Source organism: Paenibacillus hebaui, from assembly GCF_051934385.1.
Taxonomy (GTDB): Bacteria; Bacillota; Bacilli; order Paenibacillales; family Paenibacillaceae; genus Paenibacillus.
On record NZ_CP196836.1, the window covers coordinates 1,590,824 to 1,616,216 of the forward strand.

A 25,393-nucleotide genomic window follows, 5' to 3' on the forward strand; every position below is an offset into this window, starting at 1 on the left:
TTGCAAGGCTCGTTAACTATGCCCATATGCTCAAGTGCCTTGTATAGTGCGATTTTTGCTTCATAGGCAAGCGAATACTCATCACCAACAGCTGATTTTTCACGAACTTCTAAAAGAAGGTTATGGAAAAGCTTCACGCCAAGTGATACAATACAAAAGTGAATAAGTCAAAATGAAACACTCAAGCGGATTCACTTATTGTGAAATTCGGTTTGCTTGTATGATGAGAGGGATTCGCTTGCGCACCCGACTTATCTAAAGACATGAGGAGGACAAACCATGACTGACAAGAACGAAGCGATTCAAAAGGACGAGAACAACACGATCGACAACCTGTCGATTACTACCGTACGTACTTTGGCGATTGATGCAATTGAGAAGGCAAATTCCGGACACCCGGGTATGCCTATGGGCTCCGCTCCAATGGGGTACCAACTTTTTGCAAAAACGATGACTCATAACCCGGACCACCCAACTTGGGTTAACCGGGACCGTTTTGTCCTGTCTGCAGGACACGGCTCCATGTTGCTGTACAGCTTGTTGCACCTGAGCGGATATGATCTTCCGATGGAAGAACTGAAACAGTTCCGTCAATGGGGAAGCAAAACACCGGGTCACCCGGAATTCGGACATACTGCAGGTGTTGATGCAACAACCGGCCCTCTGGGTCAAGGTATTGCAATGGCTGTAGGTATGGCGATGGCTGAAGCTCAATTGGGCGCAACATACAATAAAGACAAATTCAACGTAGTTGACCACTACACTTACGCAATCTGTGGTGATGGTGACTTGATGGAAGGCGTATCTCATGAATCAGCTTCCCTGGCTGGACGTTTGCACCTGGGCAAACTGATCATGTTGTTCGACTCCAATGACATCACATTGGATGGTAAATTGGATCTGTCTTCTTCCGAAAGCATTGCAAAGCGTTTTGAAGCTTATGGCTGGCAGGTGCTGCGTGTTGAAGATGGTAACGATCTGCCTGCAATCGAAAAAGCAATTCAGGAAGGTCAAGCAGATACACTGCGTCCTACACTGATCGAAGTTAAAACGGTTATTGGTTATGGTAGCCCGAACAAACAAGGTAAAGGCGGCCACGGCGGTACTCACGGATCTCCACTGGGTGCAGACGAAGCCAAATTGACTAAAGAGTATTACAAATGGGTTTATGAAGAAAACTTCCACGTACCCGCTGAAGTTCGCGATCACTTTGCACAAGTAAAAGATCGTGGTATCTCTGCTAACAAAGCTTGGGACGAGAAATTTGCCGAGTACAAAAAAGCATTCCCTGAGCTGGCAGCTCAATTCGAAACAGCGATTAACGGCGACCTTCCAGAAGGATGGGACCGTGATCTTCCTAAATATGCAGCAACAGACAAAGCTCTTTCCACTCGTGTAGCATCCGGTAACGCTCTGAACGGTCTGGCGCACAACGTGCCACAACTGACAGGCGGATCTGCTGACTTGGAAAGCTCCACAATGACTCACCTGAACAACCTGGAGAACTTCACACCTGAAGATTACTCCGGCCGTAACATCTACTTCGGTATCCGTGAATTCGGTATGGCTGGAGCAATGAACGGTATGGCGCTGCACAGTGGTGTGAAAGTATTCGGAGGTACGTTCTTTGTATTCACCGATTACCTGCGTCCGGCTGTTCGTCTGGCTGCCCTGATGGGATTGCCTGTAACGTATGTCCTGACTCACGACAGTATCGCTGTTGGTGAAGACGGTCCTACGCACGAACCAATCGAGCAACTGGCATCCCTGCGTATCATTCCGAACCTGACGGTCATTCGTCCGGCTGACGGTAATGAAACTTCGGCTGCTTGGGCTTACGCGCTTGAGAACAAGAGCAACCCGGTTGCACTCGTACTCACGCGTCAAAACCTGCCGATCCTGGAAGGTACGGTTGAAGGTTCACGTGAGAACGTGAAACGTGGTGCTTATGTTGTCTCTGATGCAAAAGACGGCAAAGCGGTAGCACAAATCATCGCAACAGGTTCCGAAGTGCAATTGGCTGTTAAAGCTCAAGCAGCACTGGCTGAACAAGGCATCCAGGTTCGCGTAATCAGCATGCCAAGCTGGGATCTGTTCGAGAAACAAGACAAAGCTTACAAAGAGTCCGTTCTTCTTCCGGATGTTAAAGCTCGTCTTGCGATTGAAATGGCTTATCCAATGGGCTGGGAGAAATATGTTGGCGATCAAGGTGACATTCTCGGAATCAGCACATTTGGTGCATCCGCGCCTGGCGACCGTGTCATCCAAGAGTATGGCTTTACAGTGGACAACGTGGTTAGCCGCGTGAAAGCATTGCTGTAATAGCTTCATAAGTGATGCTATGGTCGGGAGAGCTCCACGCTGTCCTGAACCATAGCAGTAAGTTATTTCCGCAGAGTATGGGTGTTATCACCCTGATCTGTTTTGCCTTTTGTTTTCACTAACTTCAGGGGAGCGGGTACGCATGTCACAATTCGATCAAGTCAGTGTAGTGAAAGAGGCCAACATTTATTATGATGGTCAGGTAACCAGCAGAACGGTTATTTTGGGGGATGGCAGCAAAGTGACTTTGGGCATCATGCTTCCAGGCAGTTATGAGTTCGGTACGGATTCCCGTGAAATCATGGAGATTCTGTCCGGAGATCTGAAAGTATTACTTCCCGGAGAAGAAGAGTGGCAAGAGATTCAAGGTCAAGCTACGTTTCACGTGCCTGCCGAATCCAAATTCAAACTGGAGATACGCAGCGTTACCGACTACGTCTGCTCGTACCCGGCGGAATAACATAAGAAGGGTAAGCAGAACCGCGACGTGCGGATTCGGTTTACCCTTTTTGCTTCTTCAATTCTAACGACAAAGTTCGAGCTTCAAGCTTGTCAGCCCCGTGGATTTGAAGTATCCTTAGGCTAAGTTGTTTAGAATGGAATACGGAAATAATATAAGAGGTTGTTCAAAAAGTCCGCTTTTGATTACAAAGGATGCCTGGTGGCATCATCAGCATCGAATATGGAATTCAGCCGAAATGTCCGTTGCTCACGTAGTTTTCCTACGCTCCGCTACTCCATTTCTAGCTTCATCCCATCTTCTCGGTACTGAAAACCGATCTTTTTGAACACGCAATATAACCGAAATCAGGAGGTTTTTGAGATCATGGCAAAAAAAGTGACATTTGACTATAGCACGGCATTGCAATTTGTAAATCAGCACGAAGTGGACTATTTCGCTGAACCGATTCGTCTGGCTCACGAGCAGCTCCACAACGGAACAGGAACAGGCTCCGATTATCTGGGCTGGATTGACCTGCCGACCGCATATGACAAAGAAGAGTTCTCCCGCATTCAAAAAGCAGCTGCCAAAATCCAAAGCGACTCCGAAGTACTGATCGTTATCGGTATTGGTGGATCTTACCTGGGTGCACGTGCAGCGATTGAAATGCTGACACACTCTTTCTATAACAACCTGCCAAAAGACAAACGCAAAACGCCTGAAATCTATTTTGCAGGAAACAATATCAGTTCCACATATGTCACTCATTTGCTGGATCTGGTTGAAGGCAAAGACTTCTCCGTCAACGTAATTTCCAAATCGGGTACAACAACCGAGCCGGCAATTGCATTCCGCATTTTCCGTGCAGCACTGGAGGAGAAATACGGTAAGGAAGAGGCCCGCAAACGCATCTATGCTACAACAGACAAAGCGCGCGGTGCACTGAAAGAACTGGCCAATGCAGAAGGCTATGAATCCTTCATTATCCCGGATGATGTAGGTGGACGTTACTCTGTTCTGACGGCTGTAGGTTTGCTGCCAATCGCAGCAGCCGGTATCAGTATCGAAGAAATGATGGAAGGTGCGGCTGACGCATCCAAGGAATACAGCAACCCGAACGTAGCTGAGAATGAGGCTTATCAATATGCGGCTGTTCGTAACGCTTTGTATCGCAAAGGCAAAGGCACTGAAATTCTTGTGAACTATGAACCTTCCTTGCACTTCGTGTCCGAGTGGTGGAAACAGCTATTCGGAGAGAGTGAAGGTAAAGACTATAAAGGGATCTATCCTGCATCCGTTGATTTCTCTACAGACTTGCACTCCATGGGTCAGTTCATCCAGGAAGGTAGCCGAAACATCTTCGAAACAGTCATTCAGGTTACTGAAGTTGCGGAGCATATCTCGATTAAATCCGATCCGGATGATCTGGATGGATTGAACTTCCTTGAAGGCAAAACAATGGACTTTGTTAACAAAAAAGCGTTCCAGGGAACATTGCTTGCACATACAGATGGTCAAGTACCAAACCTGATTGTGAACATTCCAGATATGTCTCCATATTCTTTCGGATATCTGGTATACTTCTTTGAAAAAGCTTGTGGCATTAGCGGCTACCTGCTGGGCGTCAATCCTTTTGACCAACCAGGCGTGGAAGCTTACAAGAAAAATATGTTCGCATTGTTGGGCAAACCAGGCTTTGAAGAAGAGAAAGCAGCGCTTGAAGCGAGACTTTCCGAATAATTCATCGCTCTGCTCATATAGTTAAATAAGGTATTGTAATTTCATTGGGGAATCATGGTGTTAGTAATGATGCAAAGCTTCTCAAATGTTAACCAAAGGCAGTTCGTCCGCGTCCGCGCGGGGAACTGCTTTCTTGTAAAATGGATCAAAATGGAAAGTTGGATAGGAATGATTGAACGTTATCGCACGGTTCGAGGACCGGGCAATCTGGAAATTGTAATCAAGAAGTCGCGATTTATCGGTCATATTATGCCAGTCACGACGGAAGAGGAAGCGGTTGCTTTTATCGATGAAATCAAGAAAAAACATTGGAATGCGACTCATAACTGCTCTGCATACATGATTGGCGAGCGGGATGAGATCCAGAAGCAATCCGATGATGGGGAACCGAGCGGAACTGCCGGGAAACCGATTCTGGAGGTCATTCGAAATCAGCAATTGAAAAATGTTGCGATTGTAGTTACACGTTATTTCGGGGGGATTATGCTTGGAGCTGGTGGGTTAATTCGTGCTTATACCGACGGAGCTGTAGCGGCCAGTGAAGCAGGAGAAGTCATCACCAAAGTGCTACATCGTGAAGTATTTGTTGAACTGGATTACACATGGCTTGGCAAAGTGGAAAATGAATTAAGGAGCCGGGAAGTCCGTACTGGTGAAACTGGATTCACCGATAAGGTTACGTTGACTTGTCTTCCGCCGGATAGTGAAACCGAGGCATTCGTAGCCTGGATCACGGATTTGACGCAAGGGCAATCCCGGATCACGGAGGGACAGCGGCTTTATTTTATTGAAGGGGAATAAAATATATGGCTAGAAGAGCAGTCGAACAGGAGTTGTCGAGGGAGCGGATACTGGAGGCGGCGAGGCATCTTTTTATTACCAAAGGATACCGCGCCATTTCGATGCGAAGCATCGGCCAGCATCTGGGCTATAGTCATGGGTCGCTGTATTATCATTTCAAGGAAAAGGCAGAGCTGTTCTACGCTATCGTGGTTCAAGATTTCAATCATCTGGGGCATCTGCTGCTGCAAGCCATGGTCAGGCCAGTTCGTGATGGCGTGAGCAAGGTGGAACATATCATGATGGAGTTTATTCGATTTGGTTTGGAAAATCCGTATCAGTATGAAATCATGTTCATGATTCGGGACGAAGAGTTATTGTCTTATTGTCGTACCGAACAGGGACGCTGCTTCGAATTGTTTGCTTCAATTATTCGGCAGTACATGAATGAAGAAGGTTGTACGGAAGAGGATACTCAGAGTGTACCGCGTACGCTATTTTTGGCTATGCACGGATTCATTTCTTATTACATTCAGGATCGTGTAACGTTTGTGGAGATTGAATCGGCTGCGCTCTCGCATGTCAAAGTGTTGTGTCGCAATCTGGGGCAGCAGCCTGGCGTCCAATAATGACGCTTTTGTTGCACTTACACTTCAGGGCGGTGATTTGTCATAACTTTAATTCTTTATAACGTTGTCTCGCGAAAGTTTTTGCGCGAGGAAGACCAAGCCAGGCGGCTCCGTACCCGGATATAGGGTGGACCGCCTGTTTGTGTTTGCACAAATGAATGGACGGCAAGCTTATTAGGCCGAAACTAACCTTCCATAATTTTGAGAAAGTATTCTCTTTGGCGAGGACCATCGAATTCGCAAAAATAGATCCCCTGCCATCGGCCAAGCAGTAATCTGCCTTCATGAATAATGACTGTTTGGGATGGTCCGGTTGTAATCGACTTGAGGTGAGAGGCGGTATTGCCTTCCGCATGTCGATACTCAGGATGCTCCCAGGGGTATACTTCATCCAGACGCAGCAAAACGTCATGTTTGACATCCGGGTCTGCATTTTCGTTAATGGCAATACCTGCGGTCGTATGTGGGCAGTATATCAATACGGTTCCGTTCTGCACACCACTACTCCGGACAGCCTGTTCCACTTCCCGCGTAATATCCTTCACTTCATCCCGTCTGGATGTCGATAAACTTTTCGTAAGCAACATAGTACATCACTCCTTTTGCTGTAAATTGTGTCCCCTAAATTGTACCTTAACCACTACCATCCAAACAAACCACATATGAAGATGAATATGTGAATTACACGATAACGAAGAGGACAGAAATAACCTGAAGAAGCGAAAGTTAAAAGCTTTCTGTAAGAAAGCTGCTTCGGAAGCATACGCTTCGCCTTTATTCCCGGATTTCCCCTTAAAAAATGGGGATCAAAGAAATCTGGGGATAACAGCGATCGGAAGGTTGTTCTGGCCGCGTAGTGGGCAGTGTAATTTTTATTAATCCATCTCATATGTGCTCCAATAATATTCAATAAAAGCATTGACGATTAGCACTGCAAACTGGTAAAGTATCAGATAAGTAAATACCAAGTAGACTAATGGGAATAATATTAAAGTAATATAATCCAACTTAGGAAAAATGTCGTACCAAAGCAGGGAGACTGCCGACCGGAACTAGAGCCGGAGGCTGGGAGGGAACGCAGCAATGAATACCGTTCTTCGTCATAAGGGATGGACTTGGGGATTTCGCAGTACAGTATTGTTATATTTTATCGTACTCATTGTACTTCCAATCATCGGTGTGTACGTCAATTCCTTCTCCGAAGGATGGAGCAACTTTGCGCAGAGCATCATGGACCCGATTGCGTGGAAAGCCGTACTGTTGACGATTCGACTGGCCGTGATTGCCACGGTGATCAACGTAATTGTGGGCACGATGGTTGCTTGGGTGCTGACACGATACCGCTTTGTCGGCAGATCGTTGCTCAACAGTCTGGTTGATCTCCCGTTTGCACTGCCCACAGCGGTGGGTGGCTTGATGATCATGCTGCTTTTGGGTCCGGGCAGTGCCATTGGGAGATTGGCGGAATCCATGGGCTTCGAGATTGTATTTCACCAGCCCGCGATTGTGATAGCGATGACCTTTGTTACGTTCCCATTTGTTATCCGTGCGGTGCAGCCTTTGCTCGAAGAAATTGATCCTTCCGAGGAAGAGGCATCGTACACGATGGGGGCATCCAAGGCCCGCACGTTCATGCAGGTTATTCTGCCATCCATGGCTCCTGGCATGATCAGTGGAGGTATGCTGGCATTCTCCAGAGGATTGGCTGAATTCGGGGCCGTCGTACTGGTGGCTGGCAACATTCCGGGAAGAACACTGACCGCTTCCGTATTTATCTACGGGGAGATTGAAAGTGATAATCCAACGGGAGCTGCTGCAGTATCCGTGATGCTCCTGACGCTCTCCTTTCTGATCCTCTGGCTGATTAATCTGGTGCAGATGCGGGGGAGAAGACGATGAGACGGCTGTTAATCGGACTGACGTTTGCGGTATTTATTGTACTGCTGATCATCCCGCTCGGACGTATTTTTATTGGAGCATTTGAAGACGGGGCTGGCGGATTCCTGAAGGGACTGATGCGTCCTGAGGCGTTACACGCCTTGATGATGACCGGACTGGTTGTCCTGGTAGTCACCTTGTTAAATACATTGTTTGGCATCATGATGGCCCTGTATCTGGTTCGTGCCGGGTGGCTCAGTAATCGGATAAAAGGGCTGCTTAACAGCATTGTGGATCTTCCCTATGCCGTATCGCCTGTTATTGGCGGCTTAATGATTGTATTGCTGCTCGGTCCCAACAGCATTATGGGTGCTTTCTTTGAAGGCATCGGATTCAATGTGGTCTATGCTTTTCCAGGAATGGTGATCGCAACGTTATTTGTTACATTTCCACTGATGGTGAGAGAGGTCATGCCTGTACTGCAGGAACTCGGTTCACAGCAAGAGGAAGCAGCATCTACACTTGGTGCCTACGGCTGGAGAACGTTCTGGAGTGTCACCTGGCCTTCGATCCGCTGGGCGGTCGTATACGGTCTTGTGCTGACGGTTGCGCGCTCACTTGGGGAATTCGGTGCGGTACTGGTTGTATCGGGCAACATTATGAACAAAACGCAGACGGCAACAACATTGGTATATCAGGATGTTGAGAATTTTAACGTTGCTGCAGCAAATGGTGTGGCATTGGTGCTGGTCACCTTCTCCGCCCTGCTGCTGCTTATGATGGAATGGGCCAAGAAGCGAAAGGAAGTGCATTGATATGCATGTTGAAGTTCGTGATCTGAACAAACATTTCGGTGATTTTCATGCGGTAAAAGATGTCTCGTTCGATATTGCCAAAGGCCATCTGATCGGTCTGCTGGGACCCAGCGGAGGCGGGAAAACGTCCATTCTGCGGATGCTTGCCGGTCTTGAGAATCCGGGTTCCGGAGAGATTCGCTTTCACGGTCAGGTCGTAAACCATCTGCCTCCGCAGGAGCGGGGCATCGGATTTGTATTTCAGAACTATGCATTGTTCAAACACATGACGGTATTTGAGAATATCTCCTTTGGACTCAAGGTCAAAAAGACACCTAAAGCCCAGATCCGGGATCGGGTGATGGAACTGGTTGAACTGACGGGGCTGAAAGGATTCGAACAGCGGTATCCGCATCAATTATCGGGTGGACAGCGACAGCGTGTTGCTTTTGCCAGAGCATTGGCCCCAGAGCCGCAACTGTTGCTGCTGGATGAACCCTTCGCGGCCATTGATGCCAAGATCCGCCAGGAGCTGCGTTCATGGCTGAGAGAGCTAATTGAGCGAGTCGGCATCACTTCGATTTTTGTGACACATGACCAGGATGAAGCGATTGAAGTGGCAGACGAAATCATGATTATCAGTCAAGGTCGTCTGGAACAGAAGGGGACGCCATGGGATATTTACAAAAACCCACAGACGCCTTTTGTCGCCACATTTATCGGAGAGTCGACGGTTGTCGAGGATGCCTCACAGCTGAAAGGTTTCGAACATGCAGTCGAGGGTGAACATACACGGGCCCTGATCAGGCCGGAATATATCGAGATTGGCTTGAAAAACGAGTTCACCATGCTATCGGCTACAGAAAAGGGTACAGTAAGGCATCTACATTTCCGCGGAAGTGAGTGGATGGTCGAGGTAGAAGTGCAAGGTCACAAGTTAATCACGTATCGTTCGCTGGAGAAAACGACATTGGAGATCGGTCAACAGATTAGAGTCCTTGTACACCGTGCATATCTGTTCAACGATTTCAACAGTTGGGTGGTTGAGAATCGGTTGAAGGAAGATCCAATGCCAGTAATGATTTAAATCAGAACATGTCCTGTTAAAGCATCGATGTAGACTTTTGGAGAGAGGTGCTGCTCATGCAGACGAGGAAGAAGAAAATCATACCTTTATACGTTGTCCTCATGCTTCTGCTCGTCTGCATGACCGTCGGATGTAGTAAGCAGGAAGCGGCAGGCGAACAGAATGGAGCCTCAGCAGATGCATCCAATACGCTGGTCATTGGTGCTTATAGTGTAGCCAAAGATGCTGTAGGCGAGCTGTTACCCAAGTTCCAGGAGGAGTGGAAAGCGAAGACCGGACAGACGGTTAACTTTCAGGAATCCTATGAAGCTTCCGGTACACAAGCAAGAGCCATTGTTGGTGGATTCGAGGCTGATGTCGCACTGCTTGCGATGGAGAGTGACATCGATAAGCTGGTGAAGGCTGACCTGGTGACCTCCGATTGGAAGCAGACTCCGAATGATGGCATGATTACCCGTTCGATTGTCGTTCTTGGCACAAGAGCGGGCAATCCGCTTGGTATTCGCGATTTTGAAGATTTGACCAAACCGGGAGTGAAGGTGCTTTATCCTAATCCGAAGACATCTGGCGGTGCACAGTGGGATATTAATGCCATCTACGGTGCAGGGCTTAAGTTGTCGGAAGAGCAGGGCAAGAAAGATCCTGCTGCAGCCAAAGCTTTTCTGGAAAAGGTGCATCACAACGTTGAGTCGCTGGACAAAAGCGGTCGATCTTCGATGGCGGCATTCGAATATGGTGTTGGTGATGTGATCGTCACGTATGAGAATGAATTGCTCGCCCGGATCGCCAAAGGTGTAAAGTATGACATCGTCGTTCCCAAAAATACGATTCTGATTGAGAATCCTGCGGTGGTAGTGGATAAATACGCTGATAAACATGGGAATCGAGGATTGGCTGAAGCCTTTGTAGCTTATCTGCGCACACCAGAAGCACAGCGCATTTTTGCTAAACATGGATTCCGTGCAGTAGATCCTGATGTTTTTGCCGAGACCAAGTCTACATTCCCAACGCCAGCAGGGCTGTTCGATATCAACTATCTGGGTGGATGGGACGAGGTGCGGAGCACGCTGTATTCCAAACGCGGTGTGTGGTATCAGGTATTGGCAGGATTATAGACGGCACAACGAGCAGCACTCGAACGTTAAATTCATTCGTTTATCAATATGGAAAACCTTCAGTTCACTGAAACCGAGTGAAGTTGGAGGTTTTTTTCATAACTGGACAATAATGCGATTTCATTTAAAGCCGATAGGTTAAGTTGGAAAAAAGCGTTGCTTTTTGTCGAATCCTTGCTATACTAGCTAACAGAACGTTAAATTATAGTGAGGGGAAATATCATAATGAAATCTAAAAAAATGTGGCTGTCATTGATGCTGGTTCTGGTTGTTGCCATCATGAGTGCATGTGGCAGCAGCGGTGAGGGAGCAAATTCTTCGTCTAATACAGGAGGAAATACAGCTTCTACAGATAATGGTCAGCCAAAAGATGGCGGTAGCATCATTATTGCCGTTCAGGATGATCCTAAAGTGATGAATCCGATTTATGCGGGGGACCGTGTAACGTTGACGATTGATCAATCCTTATATGCTCCACTGTTTAATGTGAACGATGGCAAAAAAACATATGTGCTCGCAGATAGCGACAGCTTCTCTGATGATCACCTGACGTATACACTGAAGTTGAAAGACGGCCTGAAATGGCATGACGGACAACCTCTGACAGCAGATGATATCGTGTTCACGATGAATAGCATCCTGGATGAGAAGCAGCATAGCTCCTTCCGCAGTCAGTATCTGTTTAATGGCAAACCGGTGAAAGTGACCAAGGTTGATGACCTGACGGTGAAATTTGAATTGCCGGAAGTATCGGCTGCCTTTGAAGGCGCGCTCGTTTCCTTCTATCCAATTCCAAAACACATTTTCGAAGGTGAAGCCGATATTGAGAAAAGCGACAAAAACAACAGCCCGATCGGTTCTGGTCCGTTCAAGTTCAAAGAATATCGCCCAGGCGAATATGTAACCCTGGAGCGTTTTGATGATTACTTTGCAGGCAAAGCACATCTGGATAGCGTGACGTATCGTGTAGCGAAAGATCCAAATGCAGCGAACCTGGCTCTGCAAAATGGTGAAATTCAAATGCGTATGGTCGACACGCAAGACTACAATAAATTGAACGACACAGGCAAATTCAACATGCTCACTTACCCGGAAGGTCGCCTGCAATACATGGTGTTCAACCTGAACGTGCCTTCGATGCAAAAGAAAGAAGTTCGTCAAGCCATCGCATATGCTTTGGATAAAAATGAACTGATTACCGCTTCGTATTCCTCGGCCGATTTTGCTGAACCGGCTCCGTCGATCCTGACACCGGATACGTTGTACCAATCCGATGATGTCGAGAAATACGACTACAACCTGGAGAAAGCCAAGCAATTGCTGGCTGATGCAGGGGTAAGTAACCTGAAATTGCGTCTGGCTTACACGAACACGAACAAACCACAAACCAGCCAAGCACTGTACATTCAGCAAAAGCTGAAAGATGTTGGTATTGAAGTTGAATTGCTGCCGATGGATGGAACAGCTTATGGTAACCGTACATTGGATATGAACAATACAGACTTCGAACTGTCCTTTGGTGGATACATTATGGGTTACGAGCCGGATGCCTACAAATCCCTCTTCCTGAGTGATGCGGCATACAACTACTCTCATTACAAAAATGCTGATTTTGACAAGCTGTGGAATGAAGCAGCCGTTCAAATTGACGAAACCAAACGTGGCGATTTGTACAAACAAATCCAACAAACGGTAGCAAACGAAATGACGGTATATCCAATTGCCTACACGAAAGCAGTAGTAGCTGTGGATAACACATACGGCGGTGTTGAGGATGCAAATCCGAAACCAGTTGTAATGCTGGAAGACCTGTCCAAACTTTTCAAAAAATAATCATATAGAATAAACATATTGTTTGAACTCACTGAAATACACAAGGAACGCAGAGGGCAGAAACCATCTGGAAAAACGTAGTGTTCGCTAAAACCTTTCTGAAAGAAAGCCACTTCGGAAGCATACGCTATCAAAGGATTTCTTCCTATTAGAATAGGAAATCAAGAAATCCGGGGATAACAGCGATCGGAAGATGGTTCTGCCATCGGAGTGGCACTGTGAATTGCTGGTTCAATCCATATGTGTTTATTCTATATAATAAGCCAATAACGCCGGCCGCGAGGCCGGCGTTGATTCGGAGGTGCCCGTGTGAACAACTATATTATCCGGAGGATCGCACAAGCGATCCCTCTTCTGTTTGTAATCTCCATCGTGTCGTTCACCTTGATCAAGCTGGCGCCGGGTGATCCGGTGCTTTCTTTTGTAACCCCGAATATGGGGGCAGAGGATGTAGAACGCATTCGGCAAAGCCTTGGACTCGATCAGCCGATGTATGTGCAATATTTCGTTTGGCTCAAAAACGTATTATCAGGTGACTTGGGCTACTCTTTGGTGAACCATCGTCCGGTCGCACAGATGATTGTTGAACGTCTGCCTGCGACGTTTGGATTAATGGGCGCATCGCTATTATTATCTTTGCTAATTTCCATTCCGCTCAGTATGTTTGCAGGTTCGCGCCAGAACAGCCTATTTGACCGGGGACTTAGCCTGATCACCTACATCGGCATTTCGATTCCGAGCTTCTGGTTCGGCATGATGCTGATCTATTTCTTTGCCGTAGAGCTGCATTGGCTGCCCAGCATGGGCATGAGGACCGTAGGTATGGACTCGGCGTGGGATATTATTAAACACGGTATTCTGCCATGTACGGTATTGACCTTTATGAACGTGTCCGTGTACATGCGGTATATTCGATCGAATACCATCAGTCAGCTGGAAGAGGACTATGTTCAAATTCAATATGCCTACGGCGCAACGAAAGGAACGGTATTGCTTCGCCATGTGCTCAAAAATGTACTGCTGCCTGTCATCACGATTCTCGGCATGTCATTGCCAGAGCTGATTGCGGGAGCATTTATTACAGAGTCCGTTTTCTCATGGCCTGGAATGGGCTCGCTCGGGATTTCGGCCGTTCATGGCCTGGATTACCCGATTATTATGGGCATAACGATGATGTCCTCGGTGCTGCTGGTTGTCGGCAACCTGGTAGCTGATATCTTATATGGCGTGGTAGATCCACGAATCAAGACAACGGGGTGAGACAAAAATGAATTCAATGCGCTGGCGTAATTTACGGACACAGTTCCGGCAGCAGAAACTGGGCCTTGCGGCTGTTATCATATTGGGCATCTTTGTGCTTGCATCCCTGTTTGCGTTTCTGTCCCCGCATGATCCGAACCAAATTGTGGTGATGGAGCGGCTTCAGCAGCCCAGTGCAGATCACTGGTTTGGTACGGACGACTACGGACGGGATTATCTGGCTCGGGCTTTGTATGGAGGGCGGGTATCTCTCGCTGTAGGTTTTCTGTCGATGGCGATTGCGGTAATTGTCGGAACACTTGTCGGAACAGTTAGTGGATATTTTGGTGGCTGGGTGGATAATACGTTGATGCGTATTGTTGACGTCCTGATGTCGATTCCATCCTTCTTCCTGATGCTGATCCTGAACGCGTATCTCAAGCCCGGAATCGGCACGATTATCGTGATCATCGGGGTGCTGAGCTGGATGAATATTGCCCGGATTGTCAGGGCGGAGGCGATGTCGGTCAAGCAGCGGGAATATGTTCTGTATGCTCGTGTGTCAGGACAGAAACCGAGTCGGATCATTATGAAACACATCATTCCCAACATTATGCCGACCATTATTGTGGCGGCTACGATCAATATTGCAAGTGCGATTCTGATGGAATCGTCGCTAAGCTTCCTCGGACTGGGTGTGAAACAGCCGAACTCCTCCTGGGGCAGCATGTTGAATGATGCACAGGGCTTTATCAGTGAAGCGCCGTATATGGCGATCTTCCCGGGATTGTTTATTTTGCTGACAGTACTGTCGTTTAACTTCTTGGGAGATGTCTTCCGCGTAGCCTTCGAACCAAAAGCGAATAAGCGATAAATAATTTTTGACTAAATATAAGTTCAACTAAACTTGTTACACAAGAACGGAGAAGAGCAGAAATAACCTGAAGAAGTGAAGCTAAAGCTTTCTGAAAGAAAGCTACATCGGAAGCATACGCTTCGCCTTTATCACCGGATTTCCCCCTCAATAGGGGGATCAAAAAAATCTGGGGATAACAGCGATTGGAAGGGTGTTCTGATCGCGTAGTGATCCAGTGTAAAATTAATCTTTTAACTTATATAGTCGACAACCCATATCATGTAAACAGCGGGGTGAATACAACAATGACAGATTTATTATCGGTCAAACAACTGAAAACGTCCTTTGCAACCCGGGAAGGTGAGGTACAGTCCGTCCGGGGTGTGAGTTTTACTTTAAATGAAGGTGAAGTAGTTGGACTGGTCGGAGAATCTGGCAGCGGCAAAAGTGTAACGGCCCGTTCGCTGATCCGACTGATCCAGCCGCCGGGACAGATTACGGATGGACAGATTTTGTTTCGCGGCGAAGACCTGCTGACCAAGTCAGATAAAGAGCTGCGCAAAATCCGGGGGAACCGGATCTCCATGATTTTTCAGGACCCGATGACATCCCTCAATCCGGTAGTGCGGGTAGGCAAACAGATGACAGAAGTGATTCGCCGTCACCGGAAAATGGACAAGACAGCTGCGCGTAAGGAAGCGATTGAGTTGCTGCGCCAAGTGGGCATTCCTTCGCCGGAAGAGCGGATTGATCAATATCCACATGAGTTCAGTGGAGGAATGAGACAACGGGTGATGATCGCGATAGCTCTGTCTTGCAAGCCAGAGCTTCTAATCGCCGATGAACCGACAACAGCGCTGGATGTGACCATCCAGGCACAGATTTTGCAGTTGATGCAGGAGCTGAAGGAGTCTACACAGACATCCATTTTGATGATTACGCATGACCTGGGTGTCGTTGCGCAGGTCTGCACTCGTGTCATCGTGATGTATGGTGGTTTGATTATGGAAGAGGGGCCAGTTGAACGCATTTTCGCTCATCCACAGCATCCCTATACACAAGGACTGCTCCGTTCCATTCCGAAACCAGGTGAAGAAGGTGGACGCCAGCGACTGGCTACGATTGAAGGCACGCCGCCAAATCTGCTTCATCCTCCATCCGGTTGCCCGTTTATGGAGCGTTGCCCCCATGCCATGGAGGTATGCAAACAGATGCCTGCGTATACCGAGACTGCACCAGGTCATAGGGCGCTATGCTGGTTGTTGGATGACAAAGCTCGCGAACAGTATCAAGTACAACCAGGAGCATCGTCAGAGGGGGTGGAGAAATGAGTACTGGAACAGATCAGCGTGAAGTATTGCTCGATGTGCGGGGATTGAAAAAGTATTTTCCGGTGCGCGGAGCTGGTAAAGGCAAAGAGGTACTAAAGGCCGTGGATAATGTCAGTTTCCATATTCATAAGGGAGAGACGTTTGGACTGGTGGGTGAGTCCGGCTGTGGCAAATCAACCACGGGGCGCAGCATCGTTAGACTTTACGATGTGACGGACGGGAGCATTATGTTTGGCGGACAGGACGTTGCCAAGATGAATGAACGCCAGCTGAAGCCATTCCGCAAGCGAATGCAGACCATTTTTCAGGACCCCTATTCTTCACTGAATCCAGGCATGAACGTCTTGCAGATCATTAGCGAGCCGATGGAGATCCATCAATATGCGTCCAAGGCAGAGATCAAGGGCCGGGCGCTTGATTTGATGAATCGGGTGGGGTTGAAGCCGGAACATGCAGAACGTTATCCACATGAGTTCAGTGGGGGGCAGCGTCAGCGGATCAGTATTGCCCGGGCATTATCGGTGAATCCGGAGTTTATATTGTGTGACGAGCCACTGTCCGCACTGGATGTATCTGTGCAGGCACAGGTGGTCAACATGTTGGAGGATTTGCAGGCAGAGATGGGACTGACCTATTTGTTCATCGCTCATGATCTCTCGATGGTACGTCATATCTCAAATCGGATCGGTGTAATGTATCGCGGCAAACTGGTTGAAGTCGCACCGACGGAAGAACTATACCGCAATCCGGTACATCCGTACACGCAGGCATTACTCGCTGCAATCCCCATACCCGATCCTAGTGTGCGTAACGAGATGCCGCCGATCTACAGTGGAGATACCGATCCAGCCATCCGTGGACGGGAAGAAGAACCGGAGTGGATGGAAGTGTCACCGGGACACTTTGTCTCTGGCTATCGGGACAGGATATAATGAAATAGCTGAGAATGAAGTACAGTTGGATTTTGAGGAAGGTGTGAAGTCGATGAATTCAGAAATCAAATTGTCCCAAAATACAGCCATTCGGCTGGAGCAGGCCCGTGGCAAGGGTATGTCTGATACAGAGATATTGAAGGCTATTCAGTCCAAAGACGTTACTGCTTTTGATGCTGTGTCTGAAGAACACTACAGATATGATGAGTTCTTTTCCTATGCAGACGAGCATGGCGAGAATCTGGAAGGGGCAGTTAAGGACGGCTACCGAATTACCTTTAACACTCGTGGTGGTCTGGGGATCTACCTTGAGAAGGCTTTCGGAGTACAGCCGGTGATAGATTTCACGGTCGGTGAGGGCGTTATAACCGGATTGAAATTGAAACCGGAGCAGGCAGAAGTGTTGGTGAAACGGCTTGCGTTGAATTGGGTCATTACGGACTCGCAGGACGTGCCTGCCGGGCAGGAACTGACGCTGAAGCTGCGGGCACTGGTGTAATTGACGGCAAATTACAAATGAAATGAATTGAAATGCTTGCGCGTCCTGAGGTAACGATCGGAATAAGGAGATCGGTACGGATGTTCATGAGAGCATTCTTCCTATGAAGCGAATCGAGGCTAATAAAATCTGACGCTTCAACGTCAGATAACAGACTTTCCCGTATTACAGTGATTAGCTGTGGCGGGAGGTTCTTTTTTTTCAAAAAAAGATGTGGGGGATTACAATTTATATGAGTATTTTGCATAAATCCAAAGAGCGCTTTTTAAGCAGCAAGATATAGATCGAAATGCTTGAATGTGGGATGAATTTCTTCAGAGACAGAGAGGGGATTGTGAATTGAATCAGCTAACATTTCTGGGAACCGGAGACGCGATGGGCGTTCCGCGTGTGTATTGTGATTGCACTGTCTGCACAGAGGCCCGCTTTACCGGATTGAATCGACGTAAACGTTCTTCTGTTCTGATCCATGGAGATGGTGAGGGCGAACCGTTCATGATTGACTGCGGACCAGACTGGAGATCACAGATGGAAGACTTGGGCTTGCGGATGGTACAGACGCTGCTCGTTACTCATGCGCATTTTGATCATATTGGAGGATTGCCGGAATGGGCGGATGCGTGCCGCTGGCTCGGTGTGAAGGGGCGCTTGTACGCACCACGTGAAGTGATTGCTACGATTCAGGGCCAATTTCCATGGTTGGGGCGTCATATGGATTTTCTGGAAACGGATGCAGATGTCGAGATTGGTGGATGGAAGGTACACGCCTGGAAAGTTTGCCACGGTCATAATGGCTATTCGTATGCGTATCGACTGGAACGGGAGGGCTTTGGCTGGGCGTACTGTTCAGATGCGATTGATCTGAAGGCAGCAGAGAAAGAGCCGCTGTACGGGCTGGATCTGTTGATCCTCGGAACGAGCTTTGTCCATGAGCTTGCGGAATTCTCCACACGTTCGGTGTATGATATGCTTGAAGCACAGGAGCTTCTGCGGGAATTGAAGCCGGGTCATACCTATATTACACATATGTCTCACGACGTGGATGTACGTCAGAATTATGAACTGGACCAGGGGATTACAATTGCCCTTACTGGTATGCAGGTACCGCTTGAGAACATATAAAATGAAAGTAGGATCCACACGATAACGGAGAGTGCCGAGCAAGCGGAAAAATAAAATGGAAGAGCGTATCCTTTGCAGGAAGTTCTTCGTTTACATAGTGTAAGCCAATTACAGAAGTTAATAAGCGATGCAAGATCAATCAGGAACCAACAAAGGGGGGCCCCCAACATGGCCTTTGTGAAGTCCGTAGATTACAGAATCAACAGACCACATGATGATAAACAGGTTAAACCATATATCCAATCCGGTGTTTATGCTGGATATAAGCTGGAGCAAACGATTGAAGCTGCGCTGCCGAACCTGCTTGGTTCGTTGTACGCCTACTGCATGTCATTGACGGGTTCAGTCTGGGAGACAGAGGATCTGGTTCAGGATACATGTGTGAAAGCATTATCCTTTTCATCTACCCGAAGAACGGGAATGACAGAGGATATGAACTGGGAAGCTTATCTGATTCGTGTTGCACGCAATACCTGGATTGATGCCATACGGAAGCGCGAGAAATGGGTAAGCAAATTAGAAAGCATGAAGCCATTGATGCAGGAGTTTGAGGAAGAAGAGCGATTCGAGGAGATCGAAGCCGCTGTTCAGATCCTTGTGCATGAACTGCCACCGTGGCAGAGAGCGATATATATGTTACGTGATTTAATGGGTTACACGACGGCAGAGACTGCTGAACTGCTGGAGACGACGGAAGGAGCGGTCAAAGCCGCACTGAGTCGTGCCCGTACTGCCATAGCCAAAGTGAGGAAAAGTCTGGAAGAGTCAGAATTTGATGAGGAGATTGAAGCTGGTAAGGATGGACAACATCGGGAGGAGCTGCGCAGCTATTTACTGGCGTTCCGCAGCGGGGATACTGCCCGGTTAATTGATCTATGCCTGAATCAGACCGATGATCCGATGGCTGTGGCAGGAACGATTTTGCAGCAGACTCTGTCGTCTCCATCAATGCAGCCGCTGATGTACAGTTATTCCAGCTCCGGTACGAATTCCATATCGTATGGGGGAGGATACACGGTCAGCATGGTTGCGTAAACCGAGGAGGAGACGCGTATGAACGTAGTACCTTACGTAGTAGAACAGACAGCCCGAGGAGAGCGGAGCTATGATATTTATTCCCGTTTGCTGAAAGATCGGATCATTATGGTATCCGGGGAAATTGAGGATCAGATGGCCAATGCGATCGTGGCCCAGTTATTATTTCTGACCGCAGAGGACCCGGAGAAGGATATCCAGATGTACATTAACAGTCCTGGTGGGTCCGTGACCGCGGGATTCTCGATCTATGACACCATGCAATTTGTGAAGCCGGACATTTCGACGATCTGCACAGGCATGGCGGCCAGCTTCGGAACGATCCTGCTGGTTGGCGGGACCAAAGGGAAAAGACTCGCGTTGCCAAACAGCGAGATTATGATTCACCAACCGCTCGGCGGAACACGGGGGCAAGCATCGGACATGCTAATTCACGCCAACCGGATTATTCAACACCGTCATCGGCTTAACCAATTACTGGCTGACCACACAGGCCAATCGATGGAGCGGATTGAGAAGGATACGGATCGAGACTATTTCCTGACTGCGGCGGAAGCGGTGGAGTATGGATTGGTGGATAAGGTGATATCCAGCACATAGGGGACACAAGGGAAATTGTTCTAATGAATCTATTATAGTACACGTTATTCGCTCCTATTTGCACAATTCTGAGGTGTAACGAATCACAGAGACGTTATTTCGTCGATTTTCAGGATCTGACGCCATTTTATGATGGAATAGCGTTACTGAGGTTCGTTAAAATTGGTATTCCTTAATCATCGACCTCTTAAGATGCGGTAGGTTCGTTAGCGCTTGGAGCGAGGGGAAATCCCCTTCATGACAGCCGCCCCTTTGACCCCCTTTAAGGGCCCTTTGTTGGATGAAAAATGGTATCCATCCTTTCGTATGATCAGGTTAACCAGTAATTGCTGGTTAGCCTTTTTTTTATGGTCAATTTACGATGGGGGGAGCCGGGAGAACGAGATATTTTTAGGAGCAGTGTTTGTGATGGTATTGGAAACGAGAGAAATAATCATTGACCTTAGTTGTGCATAGTGTATATATTAAATATATACACTATGCACATGAAGTCACAGAATATGACCATGAGGTGAGGTAACATTAGAATTCTAATATCCAATGCATCAAGCGATCCGATCTACATACAGATCCTGACCCAGATTAGACAGAGCATTTTAAGCGGGGAACTGGTTGCAGGGGAGAGTCTTCCCTCCATACGGCAACTTGCGAAGGATCTGCAGGTCAGTGTAATTACAACCAAACGTGTCTATGAAGAGCTGGAGAAAGAGAAACTGATTGACTCTGTCGTAGGCAAAGGCTGTTTTGTCTCCGGGGCCAATCAGGATTTTATTCGAGAACAGCGGCTGAAAAAAATCGAAGAGAAAATGCTCGATATACTTCGTGAAAGCAAGGAACTGGGCATGAGTGCTCAGGATGTAATCAAGCATTTTACGTTGTTAGTGGAGGAGGAACACACATGATGAACGCAATTGAATTGCGCAACCTATCCAAAACGTATCCCTTATTCAAGCTGGATCAGATATCTTTGGATGTAAAACAAGGTTATATTACCGGGCTTATTGGCCCAAACGGGGCGGGGAAAAGCACACTCATCAGCTTGATTACCGGATTGATTCGTCCTGACTCCGGGAGCATCAGAACATTGGGAAACGCGATGCCTGCTCAGGAAGTTAATATTAAGGAGCGCATTGGTATTGTTTCAGATGAATGTTTCTATTATGAGCATCTTACGATACGTGAATTGAAAAGCATGATCGCTCCCTTTTACAAGAAATGGGATGAAAAGCAATTTAACAGCTACCTGGAGCAATTCGAATTGTCCCCCAAAAAGAAGATTCAAGATCTGTCCAAAGGGATGAAAATCAAATTCTCACTGGCTGTTGCGTTATCTCACGAAGCTGAGCTACTTATCATGGATGAGCCGACATCCGGGCTTGATCCTGTGTTTCGGAGAGAACTGCTTGACCTGCTTGCAGATATGATACAGGACGAAACCAAATCTATTATTTTCTCCACTCATATCACCACTGATTTGGAGCGTATCGCAGACTATATTACGTTTATCAATAAAGGAAGGATTGTGTTTAATGAAGCAAAGGATGATGTGCTTGAAAGGTATACGATTGTAAAGGGGGACATGAAGCTGCTTGATGCGGACACCCGTAGGCAATTCATCGGAATCCGTGAGACAGCGGTTGGTTTTGAAGGCTTGGCAGATCACAGGGAGGAGACAGAACGATTATTTGGTAATGATGCTCTTTTACATAGACCCTCCCTCGAAGACCTTATTTATTTTACGGCCAAGGGGGAACGGCATCATGCTTAACTTGCTACGCAAAGATTATATCGCTTTAAAAAGCTCGCTATGGGTGATTCTTTTTTATTTTTTTGTATTCAGTGTCGCTTTTATCCCCACAGTGGAAATGTCGATGTATTTTGTAGGAATCTATACCGCTTTTGGTTCGATTATGCTTGCAACCATGAACGATATTAAAAACAATAACCATAAATTTCTCGTTACGCTCCCAGTTACCCGCAAAACTATAGTGCAGGCCAAGTACCTGTCTGCCATTCTCTATACGCTTTTTGGAGTCTTCGCTTCATTCGGAGCTCACGGGCTGGTTAGCTTAAATTTCCCCGAACTGAACAAGCCCGACTTTTTGGTAAGGGACATCCTGATTTCAGTTGGAATGATGCTGGTTTTAATTTCGATCTATATGCCTCTTTTTTACGCACTTAGTAAAAAGGGAGCGGGAATTATTAATACCGTATTTATGGTCGTTCTCATTATTCTGGCGCAACCTGTTGCCTCGCTCATGAGTATGGCAGGAGAGAACGGAATGGGTAGTGAGTCGGTTTATGTCTTGGTTTCCGTTTGTATTTTACTGTTGTTCATTGTCTCCTATCTTGTAACGGTTCGCCTGTTTGCAAGGAAGGATTTATAGGATGTATGAATAAGGATTTCAATAAAAAATAAAAAACATCAGCTGTCTGGTTAGTCTTTCAATCGAGATAGTAGCAGTACAAAGAGTTGCCATGTGGCGACTCTTTGTGTATTAAGGAAGATGTAACATCTTCGCAACCGGCCAGATAGGCTAGTCGTTAATTTGCAAATGCGGATTTTGAAAAAGGAACATTATCAATGTTTCGCCAGCGCAATCAGCCTGCTCATACCTTCCCGGATTTGCTGCTCGTGAGCATAGGAGAAGGAGAGGCGCAGCTTGCGGCTGGCGCCTGCATCGGAAGGGTCGAATACCGTTCCGGGGACAAATGCAACGGATTGCTCCATGCATCGGTGAAGCAGTCTTCCCGTATCCACGCCCTCCGGAAGCTCCGCCCAAAAGTTAAGTCCACCCTCGGGCCGGGTCCACGTCCAGTCTGTTTCCAGCAGACATTGTTCCATGACTTCCATCCGTAGTTGAATGGCGGTCCGCAGCTTGGACAGGTGCTGGAGCATGCGTGGAGACTGGAAATAAAGGAGGAAGAGCTTCTGATTCAACAGAGGTGACCCGTTATCTGTCAGAGCCTTTACGGCCTGTAATCCCGGCATGAACCGGGGGCGGCACATGATGGCAGCAATCCGCAGACCCGGCACCACATATTTGCTATAGCTGCGAATGTAGAGTGTGTGCCCTGTAGTGTCGTACGTAAAGATCGGCGCGGGAGGTTTTTCTTTGAAATAGATATCATAGGTGCTGTCGTCTTCTACCAGGAAACATCCGTACTGTTCTGCCAGTTCGGGCAACTGTTTGCGTTGTTCTGTCGGTATGTTGATTCCGGTTGGATTCTGGAATGTGGGTGTCATGTAGAAAACACGCGGTTTCTCTGTCTTCATCAGATGCTCGATCTGTTCCAGATCATAACCCTCCGGGTGAATGTCGGTAAAAATCAACCTGGCCCCCTGTTTACGGAAAATCTCCATCGCAGGACCGTATGTTGGCCTTTCCATAAGCACACGGTCTCCAGGTCTGACGAGACTCCGGGAGATTACATCAATGGCCTGCTGCGCACCAGAAGTGATGAGAACTTCATCGGCCGAGAGATAAAAACGTTCCCTCGTCGTCAGATGGCTTGCCAAAGAACTGCGCAGCTCCAAATCTCCCTGGATCGTGGAGTATGTGCCAAGCAGACGGGGATATTGATCCAGCAGGTCCCGCATCAGTTCCCCCCAGTAGAGGTTGGGCAGCAGGGCGGGATCGATTAGGGATTTGGAGAATTGGTATTCCGCCTCCAGCGACTGCACGCGGTCAAGTGAATCCCAGTGCAGCCAGGCGGACACCGCTGGGTCATCGACCTGATCTGTTACAGGAGAAGGATCGGCGGGACTCACATAATAACCGGACTTGTCCTTGACGTAAACGTTCCCCCGCTCTTTTAATTCCTGGTATGCCTTGAAAGCGGTAAGACGATGTACGCCGAGCAATTCGGACAGGCTCCGCACGGACGGCAGTTTCTCATGTTCCTTCCACTCTCCGGCCTCCATACGGACAACGAGATAATGTACCACTTGCTCATATAGTTTTAGGCTGTTATCTGTCATGAACATCGCTTTGCCCATCCGACTCACGCTCCTTTTGAACTCCATTGTAACAGCAAAAGGGAGCTAACTGTTCTGTTTTATCCAATCTGTTCTGTTGACCGTGCTATATGATGGAGAACAGATAAAGGAGGGGCTAGCATGGTTGCAGCAGCATTTACGATAATGTGTCTTATTTTTGGAACAACGTTTCTGGCGATTAAGATTGGCGTCGAGGCAGGGATGCCGCCTTTTCTGTCTGCTGGATTGCGTTTTGTTATTGCCGGAGCATTGATGTTTGTATGGATGTGGATGAAGGGCAAGGTGAGCCTGTCCCTGCTATTCCGCAAAGAGATGCTGTTGACGGGAGCAGGTCTGACATTTGGTACCTTTGCAACGCTATATTGGGCTGAACAACATGTGAGCTCGGGTGTTGGTGCGATTCTGTCAGCGACAGGGCCGCTCATGATTATGGTGATGCAGACCGCACTGTTGCGGCAAAAGACATCTGCTCGCATGATTGCAGGTTGCCTGATCGGGTTCACCGGAGTAGTGCTCGTTGTGTTGCCGGGCGTATCGCTTGGTGCTGATTCCCTGTTTATGTGGGGGTGTATCGCTGTGTTGGTAGGTGAGGTATGTTATTCGGCAGGTGCCTTGTACTCCAAAAAGGTCATTAACCAGTTCAGAGAAGCTAGTCCTGTAGCGATCAATGCGGTGCAGATGATGTATGGGGGCTTGTTATTAAGTGGACTTTCGGCAGGAACAGAGTCGTGGAATACATCTGTACTGGATTGGGCACCGGCTGTATCGTCCCTGATCTATCTGACCGTCATTGGCTCCATGGTGGGGCATAGTCTGTTCTACTGGATCATGTCACGTACGAACCCGCTGTTCCCGGCGACCTGGCTGTATATTTCGCCACCGATTGCAGTGGGTCTGGGTGCAGTTGTTTATAATGAGCACGTAAGCTGGATTACGTGGATCGGTGTTGTGCTCGTTGTTTTAGGACTTGTGGCGATGAATGAGAAAGTAATGAGCTGGTTGAAGAAAGGAAAACGTGCGCGTGCGTTGGTCCAAACTTCCGAAACTGTAAAGTATCCAAGATCCTGAGCTGTTCCAGCAAAGAATAGATGAATTTATTCCGTCATTTCAATTGGAGTTTGATGGGCGAATAAAGGAACTACTGAATTCTTTTAAGAAT

At 47.7% G+C, this 25,393-nt stretch carries 24 protein-coding genes; 22 read left to right on the forward strand and 2 right to left on the reverse strand.

Going from position 1 to position 25,393, the window contains the following annotated elements:
• Positions 1 to 279 precede the first annotated feature (279 nt).
• The 5 genes from tkt (at position 280) to ACR32F_RS07055 (ending at position 5,913) form a co-directional block, all read left to right on the forward strand.
• Complete coding sequence (tkt, locus tag ACR32F_RS07035; protein ID WP_440117442.1) at positions 280 to 2,322, forward strand: transketolase; 2,043 nt, start codon at positions 280 to 282, stop codon at positions 2,320 to 2,322.
• A gap of 142 nt (positions 2,323 to 2,464) precedes the next feature.
• Positions 2,465 to 2,782, forward strand: coding sequence for a pyrimidine/purine nucleoside phosphorylase (locus tag ACR32F_RS07040; RefSeq protein WP_017689983.1), 318 nt, complete (start codon positions 2,465 to 2,467; stop codon positions 2,780 to 2,782).
• 366 nt (positions 2,783 to 3,148) lie between these two features.
• Positions 3,149 to 4,504: a glucose-6-phosphate isomerase gene (locus ACR32F_RS07045; protein ID WP_440117445.1), complete on the forward strand. Its 1,356-nt coding sequence runs from the start codon at positions 3,149 to 3,151 to the stop codon at positions 4,502 to 4,504.
• 168 nt (positions 4,505 to 4,672) lie between these two features.
• Positions 4,673 to 5,305, forward strand: a complete 633-nt coding sequence (locus tag ACR32F_RS07050) for a YigZ family protein (protein ID WP_440117447.1) — start codon at positions 4,673 to 4,675, stop codon at positions 5,303 to 5,305.
• Positions 5,306 to 5,310: 5 nt separating this feature from the next.
• Positions 5,311 to 5,913 (forward strand): TetR/AcrR family transcriptional regulator, encoded by a 603-nt coding sequence (locus tag ACR32F_RS07055; RefSeq protein ID WP_440117449.1) that lies wholly within the window; start codon positions 5,311 to 5,313, stop codon positions 5,911 to 5,913.
• 185 nt (positions 5,914 to 6,098) lie between these two features.
• On the opposite strand, the gene ACR32F_RS07060 is transcribed toward ACR32F_RS07055, so the two are convergent.
• Complete coding sequence (locus ACR32F_RS07060) at positions 6,099 to 6,500, reverse strand: secondary thiamine-phosphate synthase enzyme YjbQ (RefSeq protein ID WP_440117451.1); 402 nt, start codon at positions 6,498 to 6,500, stop codon at positions 6,099 to 6,101.
• Between the two features lie 496 nt (positions 6,501 to 6,996).
• On the opposite strand from ACR32F_RS07060, the gene cysT reads away from it, so the two are divergent.
• The 16 genes from cysT (at position 6,997) to ACR32F_RS07140 (ending at position 22,621) form a co-directional block, all read left to right on the forward strand.
• Positions 6,997 to 7,812: a sulfate ABC transporter permease subunit CysT gene (gene cysT, locus ACR32F_RS07065; protein ID WP_440117453.1), complete on the forward strand. Its 816-nt coding sequence runs from the start codon at positions 6,997 to 6,999 to the stop codon at positions 7,810 to 7,812.
• Entirely contained in the window at positions 7,809 to 8,606 is a 798-nt protein-coding gene (locus ACR32F_RS07070) for a sulfate ABC transporter permease subunit (RefSeq protein ID WP_440117455.1), read from the forward strand. The genes cysT and ACR32F_RS07070 overlap by 4 nt, the downstream gene beginning before the upstream one ends.
• Position 8,607: 1 nt before the next feature.
• Complete coding sequence (locus tag ACR32F_RS07075; RefSeq protein ID WP_440117457.1) at positions 8,608 to 9,672, forward strand: sulfate/molybdate ABC transporter ATP-binding protein; 1,065 nt, start codon at positions 8,608 to 8,610, stop codon at positions 9,670 to 9,672.
• Between the two features lie 56 nt (positions 9,673 to 9,728).
• Complete coding sequence (locus ACR32F_RS07080) at positions 9,729 to 10,787, forward strand: sulfate ABC transporter substrate-binding protein (protein ID WP_440117459.1); 1,059 nt, start codon at positions 9,729 to 9,731, stop codon at positions 10,785 to 10,787.
• Between the two features lie 225 nt (positions 10,788 to 11,012).
• Complete coding sequence (locus ACR32F_RS07085; protein WP_440117461.1) at positions 11,013 to 12,620, forward strand: ABC transporter substrate-binding protein; 1,608 nt, start codon at positions 11,013 to 11,015, stop codon at positions 12,618 to 12,620.
• Between the two features lie 309 nt (positions 12,621 to 12,929).
• Positions 12,930 to 13,880, forward strand: coding sequence for an ABC transporter permease (locus ACR32F_RS07090; protein ID WP_440117463.1), 951 nt, complete (start codon positions 12,930 to 12,932; stop codon positions 13,878 to 13,880).
• 7 nt (positions 13,881 to 13,887) lie between these two features.
• On the forward strand, positions 13,888 to 14,733 hold the full coding sequence (locus ACR32F_RS07095) for an ABC transporter permease (RefSeq protein WP_440117465.1): 846 nt from the start codon (positions 13,888 to 13,890) through the stop codon (positions 14,731 to 14,733).
• A 287-nt stretch (positions 14,734 to 15,020) separates the two neighbouring features.
• A complete protein-coding gene (locus ACR32F_RS07100) occupies positions 15,021 to 16,046 on the forward strand; it encodes an ABC transporter ATP-binding protein (protein ID WP_440117467.1) in 1,026 nt (341 codons plus the stop codon).
• On the forward strand, positions 16,043 to 16,978 hold the full coding sequence (locus tag ACR32F_RS07105) for an ABC transporter ATP-binding protein (protein ID WP_440117469.1): 936 nt from the start codon (positions 16,043 to 16,045) through the stop codon (positions 16,976 to 16,978). Before ACR32F_RS07100 ends, ACR32F_RS07105 begins: the two co-directional genes overlap by 4 nt.
• Positions 16,979 to 17,030: 52 nt before the next feature.
• A complete protein-coding gene (locus tag ACR32F_RS07110; RefSeq protein WP_440117471.1) occupies positions 17,031 to 17,477 on the forward strand; it encodes a hypothetical protein in 447 nt (148 codons plus the stop codon).
• Positions 17,478 to 17,816: 339 nt separating this feature from the next.
• Complete coding sequence (locus tag ACR32F_RS07115; protein ID WP_440117473.1) at positions 17,817 to 18,599, forward strand: MBL fold metallo-hydrolase; 783 nt, start codon at positions 17,817 to 17,819, stop codon at positions 18,597 to 18,599.
• Between the two features lie 168 nt (positions 18,600 to 18,767).
• Positions 18,768 to 19,634, forward strand: coding sequence for an RNA polymerase sigma factor (locus ACR32F_RS07120; RefSeq protein WP_440117475.1), 867 nt, complete (start codon positions 18,768 to 18,770; stop codon positions 19,632 to 19,634).
• Positions 19,635 to 19,652: 18 nt separating this feature from the next.
• Positions 19,653 to 20,234 (forward strand): ATP-dependent Clp endopeptidase proteolytic subunit ClpP, encoded by a 582-nt coding sequence (gene clpP, locus ACR32F_RS07125; protein WP_440117477.1) that lies wholly within the window; start codon positions 19,653 to 19,655, stop codon positions 20,232 to 20,234.
• A 521-nt stretch (positions 20,235 to 20,755) separates the two neighbouring features.
• Positions 20,756 to 21,136, forward strand: coding sequence for a GntR family transcriptional regulator (locus tag ACR32F_RS07130; protein ID WP_440119723.1), 381 nt, complete (start codon positions 20,756 to 20,758; stop codon positions 21,134 to 21,136).
• Positions 21,136 to 22,002 (forward strand): ABC transporter ATP-binding protein, encoded by an 867-nt coding sequence (locus tag ACR32F_RS07135; RefSeq protein ID WP_440119724.1) that lies wholly within the window; start codon positions 21,136 to 21,138, stop codon positions 22,000 to 22,002. Before ACR32F_RS07130 ends, ACR32F_RS07135 begins: the two co-directional genes overlap by 1 nt.
• Complete coding sequence (locus ACR32F_RS07140; protein WP_440117479.1) at positions 21,995 to 22,621, forward strand: ABC-2 transporter permease; 627 nt, start codon at positions 21,995 to 21,997, stop codon at positions 22,619 to 22,621. Before ACR32F_RS07135 ends, ACR32F_RS07140 begins: the two co-directional genes overlap by 8 nt.
• 194 nt (positions 22,622 to 22,815) lie before the next feature.
• Here ACR32F_RS07140 and ACR32F_RS07145 read toward each other — a convergent pair whose 3' ends face one another.
• Positions 22,816 to 24,234, reverse strand: a complete 1,419-nt coding sequence (locus ACR32F_RS07145) for a PLP-dependent aminotransferase family protein (RefSeq protein WP_440117481.1) — start codon at positions 24,232 to 24,234, stop codon at positions 22,816 to 22,818.
• 120 nt (positions 24,235 to 24,354) lie between these two features.
• On the opposite strand from ACR32F_RS07145, the gene ACR32F_RS07150 reads away from it, so the two are divergent.
• The gene (locus ACR32F_RS07150; RefSeq protein ID WP_440117483.1) at positions 24,355 to 25,302 is read left to right on the forward strand and encodes a DMT family transporter; all 948 of its coding nucleotides are present in this window, start codon (positions 24,355 to 24,357) and stop codon (positions 25,300 to 25,302) included.
• Positions 25,303 to 25,393 lie beyond the last annotated feature (91 nt).

Excerpts from the sequence above, each read along its gene's own strand:
- tkt (WP_440117442.1), top strand. The coding sequence starts at position 280 with ATGACTGACAAGAACGAAGCGATTCAAAAGGACGAGAACAACACGATC.
- ACR32F_RS07040 (WP_017689983.1), top strand. The coding sequence starts at position 2,465 with ATGTCACAATTCGATCAAGTCAGTGTAGTGAAAGAGGCCAACATTTAT.
- ACR32F_RS07045 (WP_440117445.1), top strand. The coding sequence starts at position 3,149 with ATGGCAAAAAAAGTGACATTTGACTATAGCACGGCATTGCAATTTGTA.
- ACR32F_RS07050 (WP_440117447.1), top strand. The coding sequence starts at position 4,673 with ATGATTGAACGTTATCGCACGGTTCGAGGACCGGGCAATCTGGAAATT.
- ACR32F_RS07055 (WP_440117449.1), top strand. The coding sequence starts at position 5,311 with ATGGCTAGAAGAGCAGTCGAACAGGAGTTGTCGAGGGAGCGGATACTG.
- ACR32F_RS07060 (WP_440117451.1), bottom strand. The coding sequence starts at position 6,500 with ATGTTGCTTACGAAAAGTTTATCGACATCCAGACGGGATGAAGTGAAG.
- cysT (WP_440117453.1), top strand. The coding sequence starts at position 6,997 with ATGAATACCGTTCTTCGTCATAAGGGATGGACTTGGGGATTTCGCAGT.
- ACR32F_RS07070 (WP_440117455.1), top strand. The coding sequence starts at position 7,809 with ATGAGACGGCTGTTAATCGGACTGACGTTTGCGGTATTTATTGTACTG.
- ACR32F_RS07075 (WP_440117457.1), top strand. The coding sequence starts at position 8,608 with ATGCATGTTGAAGTTCGTGATCTGAACAAACATTTCGGTGATTTTCAT.
- ACR32F_RS07080 (WP_440117459.1), top strand. The coding sequence starts at position 9,729 with ATGCAGACGAGGAAGAAGAAAATCATACCTTTATACGTTGTCCTCATG.
- ACR32F_RS07085 (WP_440117461.1), top strand. The coding sequence starts at position 11,013 with ATGAAATCTAAAAAAATGTGGCTGTCATTGATGCTGGTTCTGGTTGTT.
- ACR32F_RS07095 (WP_440117465.1), top strand. The coding sequence starts at position 13,888 with ATGAATTCAATGCGCTGGCGTAATTTACGGACACAGTTCCGGCAGCAG.
- ACR32F_RS07100 (WP_440117467.1), top strand. The coding sequence starts at position 15,021 with ATGACAGATTTATTATCGGTCAAACAACTGAAAACGTCCTTTGCAACC.
- ACR32F_RS07105 (WP_440117469.1), top strand. The coding sequence starts at position 16,043 with ATGAGTACTGGAACAGATCAGCGTGAAGTATTGCTCGATGTGCGGGGA.
- ACR32F_RS07110 (WP_440117471.1), top strand. The coding sequence starts at position 17,031 with ATGAATTCAGAAATCAAATTGTCCCAAAATACAGCCATTCGGCTGGAG.
- ACR32F_RS07120 (WP_440117475.1), top strand. The coding sequence starts at position 18,768 with ATGGCCTTTGTGAAGTCCGTAGATTACAGAATCAACAGACCACATGAT.
- clpP (WP_440117477.1), top strand. The coding sequence starts at position 19,653 with ATGAACGTAGTACCTTACGTAGTAGAACAGACAGCCCGAGGAGAGCGG.
- ACR32F_RS07135 (WP_440119724.1), top strand. The coding sequence starts at position 21,136 with ATGAACGCAATTGAATTGCGCAACCTATCCAAAACGTATCCCTTATTC.
- ACR32F_RS07140 (WP_440117479.1), top strand. The coding sequence starts at position 21,995 with ATGCTTAACTTGCTACGCAAAGATTATATCGCTTTAAAAAGCTCGCTA.
- ACR32F_RS07145 (WP_440117481.1), bottom strand. The coding sequence starts at position 24,234 with ATGGGCAAAGCGATGTTCATGACAGATAACAGCCTAAAACTATATGAG.
- ACR32F_RS07150 (WP_440117483.1), top strand. The coding sequence starts at position 24,355 with ATGGTTGCAGCAGCATTTACGATAATGTGTCTTATTTTTGGAACAACG.